This is a genomic window from Grimontia sp. AD028 (assembly GCF_000973155.1).
GTDB lineage: Bacteria > Pseudomonadota > Gammaproteobacteria > Enterobacterales > Vibrionaceae > Enterovibrio > Enterovibrio indicus.
Genome location: NZ_LASY01000156.1, coordinates 1 through 5,975 on the forward strand (window position 1 = coordinate 1; position 5,975 = coordinate 5,975).

Annotated in this window: 1 protein-coding gene and 1 pseudogene; both read left to right on the forward strand. The window is 47.9% G+C overall.

Translation table 11 applies throughout. The features are described from left to right. The coding region (locus RN22_RS25245) for a bacteriocin (protein WP_082111462.1) at nt 1-1,665 on the forward strand (1,665 nt) is incomplete at its 5' end. 351 nt (nt 1,666-2,016) lie between these two features. After that, a pseudogene (locus RN22_RS23165) lies at nt 2,017-5,975 on the forward strand (hypothetical protein); the annotation flags it as partial.

A 5,975-nucleotide genomic window follows, 5' to 3' on the forward strand; every position in this document is an offset into this window, starting at 1 on the left:
TGGGTGCAATCCGCTGCGGCAACGATCACCGATGAAGCAGATAAACCCTCGCTTTCAGTCGTTAATACCAATACCAATAACAAAGTCACTGAGTCAAATTGGGCCACTTTCAGCATAAAACTCAGTAAGCCAGTTGATCAGGCAACAAGCGTAAAAGTGAATGTATTCACGGGTGCCAATCCTGATATTACCAATAAAGACGTTGGGAATTATGAATATTGGACAGGCTCGGGTTGGGCTAATTTCAAGAGTGGAAGCAAAATGACCATCGCGGCTTTCCAGACTGAATTACAAATCCGCGTCAAGCCAATTAACGATAATAAAGTCGAAGGAAATGAACAGCTTAAAATATTAGTAAATCCGACTGGTGTTGAAACACATATACAAACAGGTCAGGTCGAAGGAACTGTGCTCGTACTTGATGCAGGCCACACAGACACAAGCAACAGTCAAGGCGGATTCGTACATTGGCACATTGATGGAGGCGGCGCCCAACATATCACCGGTAACCGTTGGCAACCAAATGAAAAAGTTTTCCTTTACGGCCCCGATGGCACCAGAAAAGCGGTGTACGCCGATAGCGACGGCTTTTTCCATGTGCAAGGCACTGATTATTACACTTCAGCCGGAACACTAAGTGCCATTGGTGCAAAAAGTGGCTCTTCCAAAAACAGTGTCAGCGTAACCCCCAATATCACTCCAATCGTGCTTGATTTAGATGGAGACGGCATTGAAACCAGCGATGTCACCGCAAACCCTGTGAGGTTCGACTACAACGGCGATGGTCAAGATGTAAGTACTGGCTGGGTATCTGGTGGTGATGGCCTGCTGGTTCGTGACATCAATAAAGATGGTCAGATCAATGATGGTTCTGAGCTATTTGGTTCCAACACCCTACTACAAGACGGTACGACAGCTGCCGACGGCTATGAAGCGATGGCACAGCACGATACCAACGCAGATGGCGTCATCGACAAAAATGATGCCATTTATTCCGAACTTGGTGTTTGGGTCGATAAAGATATGGATGGCGAAACAGATGAGGGAGAACTCCTCAGTCTGGAAGAAGCCGGCGTCGCTTCAATCAATCTGGAAGCACAATCCTCAGATATCGAACAAAACAACAATGTCATAGGCAAGACATCCACCTACACCACAACAGATGGCGAGGAGCGCACCGCTGCTGATGTTTGGTTCTCCACACAACAAGCGCCTGAAGAGGAAACAAGCCTTGTTGGTTTAATTGAAGAGCACAGTATCAGTGGGCTGGATAGTGCAGACCTCGTATGGCATAGCGAAGATGTCACGGATCAACCGTGGTCGGACACAGTCACAGACTTCACGGTTGGGCAGTCTTCCCTCGATCTTTCTGACCTTGTAAAGGACAGCCAGGACCATCTACTTAGCGAAGATAATGTCGACATGTTTGAACAGGATGGCTCCTTGGTACTCAGAGTCGATACGGATGGAGACCACACTTGGAATCAGGAGATCATTCTTCAGGATGTTTCACTGGATGACATTGTCGATGAGAACGGAATGATTAAGAGCGGTGTGTTTGGAGACGACAATGTTAAAGAACTCTTTCAGAAAGCGGCAGCTACAGACGTCGTCGAAAACACTTCCACACATTTGGAGAATCCAACTTTAGATGATCATCTCTAAGACATAGTTATACATCTTGTAATTTGGACATGGATGTAAGGTTTTCCTTTGACACAGGCCTTCCATCCAGTCTCGAAGCTGAGAATTAATGAAAATATCAACCTTACTCACCCGTAAGTAATACTTTTTTCGGCTCACACCTCGTTGGAAGGTAACAGATTGCAAGCATAAACTATGTACACAGCATGTAATGCATTACGGCCACATGTTTATGAAATGAGATGCATGGATGTTTTATCTAACTATTTCAAGTTCGCAACGTTTGAGTAGCGAGATTTGAATAGCGAAAAAGAGGATTTTGGTGTCTGGCCCTCGATAAAACGCCAAACAAACATAACTAAAGGAAGAGATATGAACGCGAATACCCTTACTACAATAACGCTCGACAATTTAATCGCTGGTGATGCTGCCTTAACATACGCGGAGGCACAAACAGATATAGACATAACGGGCATTGTTAGTGGGAATATAAGTGAGGGTGACACAGTTACTGTGTCCATTGATAACAACCAATTTATCGGTGTTGTCAGCGCTGACAACACATTTACTGTTTCTGTACCAGGTAGCACACTGGCTAGTAGCGAAACGCGAACAGTAACAGCATCTGTCGAAACGACGGATTCAAACGGCAACACATCTTTCGTCAATGACTCAAAGAGCTACAGCGCTTATGAGTCCACTGTTTCTTCTGTCACTTTGCTGAATAACGGCGTTGAAGGCAGCACAGCTCCGGGCTGGACAGTTAATCTTGATCAAGCAACCATCGAAGACACCACCGTCACATTGAGTGCCAATGATACCGTTCATAGCGCGAGCTATGGCAGTGACTACTCAGGTGTCATGCAAGTTTTCTCTCTTTCAGGTGAATTCCTCACCGAAGTAACGCTAAGTAAAGAGAACAAATTCAAAGCCGACATCACAGTACCTGCTGGTGAAGAAGGTGTTGTTGTCTATGCAATCACTTCGGACGATAACACCTATGAAGGTGATGAAACTATCGTTATTCGTGCTATCACTGGAAATAACTGGGTTAACTCTGAAGCGGCAATCATCTCGGACGAAAATGACAAGCCGACGGTCGCATCCGTCTCTGATGCCACAGTCAAAGAAGGTGGCCAAGCAGAGTTCGCATTTACCCTCAGTAATCCTTCTAACTTCGACACCAGAGTTCTCGTGTCACCACAGGCTGATAATACAGATATCGACTTTGACAACTTATGGATTGACCTAGGCAATGGCTGGGTTCAAGCCAATGGAGAAGTTACCACAGAAGGAACATGGATCACCGTCCCCTCCTCAGTCAAGCAAGTGAAACTCCGCGTAGATGTGCTTGAAGACAATGAAGTTGAAGGTAATGAGACGATTACTGTCAACGTATTAGCAGAAGGTCAAATCGAAGCAGCAACAGGCACAATCACCATTGTTGATGTCGTCGCGACTCCCCCTCTTGTTGACAGCATCACTGTTTTAGAAGAAGGCGTAGAAAGCGGCCAAGCTCCCGCCTTTCAACTAAACCTGACCAACGCCTACTTTCAAGACACCGAAGTCACGCTTAACGTTAATGACAATTTGCATGATTTCGACTTCGGCAAAGACTACGATGGCGCAATTCAAGTCTTTTCTATGTCAGGAGAGCTTCTGGATGAAATCAATCTTAGCACCCACAATGCTTTTAAAGCCGTTACCAACATCCCTGCTGGTGAGGAAAGCGTCATTATCCGTGTCAATGTCATTGACGACAACCTATACGAAGGTGACGAATCGCTTGTTGTACGAGCAGCAGTGAGTGGAAAACAAGGATGGGTGCTTTCTGGTGCCGCTACCATTACTGATGAGACCGACACCGTCACTGTGGCTGCCGTTTCTGATACCACAGTGTTTGAAGGTAATCACGCTGAGCTCACCGTCACGATGAGCAACCCTTCGACCACCAACAACACTGTATTGCTAACACCAAGCAACATCAACGACGCTGACTTTGAAAATGTATCTGTCAATTTTGGTAAAGGCTGGGTCAACGCGAGCTTTGACACTAACACTAATCAAATAAGCATTGACGTACCCGGCTCAGTGACCCTGTTCAAAGTGCGTTTCGACACAATCAGTGACAACATTTACGAAGGTGATGAAACATTCACTATCAGTGCGAGTGTCGACGGTCAAACTGAAAGTGTCTCAGGTAACGTGACGATTAAAGACATCGCAGGCGTACCGACAGTAGATAACATTGTCGCTGTTCGAGACGGTATTGAAGGTGGCGACGCGCCCGGCTTCAAAGTCAACATGACGAGCGTTTCAGCCTCCGACACCACAGTGACACTGAACATGGTCGACTCCCTCCATGACGTCAAATACGGTGTGGATTACTCCGGTGTCTTGCAGATTTATTCCGTCTCCGGCGAATTCCTCACGGAAGTTACTCTCGGTAGAGACAACAAATTCAAAGCCGATATTACCGTCCCGGCTGGTGATGACGGCGTTGTTGTTTATGTAATGACAACCGACGATGCCATCTATGAAGGCCCGGAGTCTGTGGTTATTCGTGCAGCCGTCAGTGGAGAGCAAGGCTGGGTCAACTCAGAAGCAGCTCTCATCACTGACGAAAACGACATTACTTTAGTCACCTCTATGACTGACGTGAGTGTCAATGAAGGTCAGCAAGCACAAACGACGGTCACTCTGAGCGGCGCTTCTATCAAACCTGTAGAAGTCACGCTAACCGCACAAATTGATGATGCAAACATCGCTTTAAACAATCTGTCTGTAAACTTCGGTGACGGCTGGGTTTCTGTTAGCGGAACGACTTTTACAGTTCCAGCTTCTGTTGACACCTTCGAGGTGCGTTTTGATAACACTGACAACGATGTATACAACGGTGATCAAATCATCACGCTCACTGCTTCCACTGCAGAGCAAACTGACGCAGTAACGAGTACCGTCACCATTAATGATGACGCAGACAGACCACTTGTTAGCAACATCACCGTCGTGCAAGAAGACGAGGAAGGTGGAAAATTGCCTGGTTATCAGGTGAATATGACCAACACTTCCACCACCGACACTACGTTTAAACTAACGCTGAGTGACGGACTGCACACCTCTAATTTCTTTGTCGACTACACAGGTGTGATTCAAGTCTACTCGCTTGATGGTGAGTTTCTGGAAGAAGTTGCGCTAAGCTCAGCCAACCGCTTCAGAGCTGACGTTACCGTGCCAGCAGGTGAGAGTGGCGTACTTGTATATGTTGAAAGCGTCAACGACGACATTTACGAAGGTGACGAAACTCTGGTAGTCCGTGCGGGCGTTTTGGGCCAGCAAGGTTGGGTTAACTCTGAAGCAGCAACCATTACTGATGAAGAGGACCGCCCTTCCGTATCAAGCATTACCTATCTCAATGATGGTTCTGAAGATGGTCAGGCCGCTGGCTTCACCCTTAATATGTCAAACGCCTCCACCACGCCAACAACAGTTCAATTGCGTGTTGATGACGCTCTACATCAAGCAACTATTGGTGAAGACTACTCAGGCGTGATGCAGATTTACTCGCTGGATGGACAATACCTCCTTCAGGAAGTCATCTTAACCAGCGAAAACGGTTACATCGCAGACATCGTCATCCCCGCCTGGGCTGAAGGTGTCACGATTTATGCCGAGATCTTGAGTGACAAGCTAGAGGAAATTGATGAATCATTAGTTATTCAAGCTGCGATCATTGACGAGCAAGATTGGGTAACATCAGAAGCTTCAACCATCATCGACATCGACAATATTGCACCAGGTGAAGGCAAAGGACCGAATGGTACGGATGAAGCACCAGTCGTCGAAATCCCAGAAGCTACCGGCGGCGTGGGCGAAGAAGAGCTGACTGACGGCGTGGAAGTGCTGGTCACCCCGCCAACCGGCACCTTGCCAGGTGATACCATTACTGTCACCGTGACCCAACCGGATGGCACCACCAATGAAGTAACGACCACGGTCCCTGCTGGCTGGACAGACGGCACCGCTGTGCCTGTGACCCTGTCACCGGAAGATCTGGGCGGCACAGGCAGTGAATTGCCTGGCGACGGCGATTACACCATCACGGCAACCGTGACCGACACCGCTGGCAATACTTCAGTGCCAAGCGAAGAAACCGGTTTCAATATAGATACCGCTGCACCGGGTGAAGGCACCGGCACCGGCGGCACCGATGAAGCACCAACCGTAGTGATCCCTGAAGCCTCCGGCGGCGTGGGTGAAGAAGAGCTGACTGACGGCGTGGAAGTGCTGGTCACCCCACCAACCGGCACGCAGCCTGGCGACACCATCAC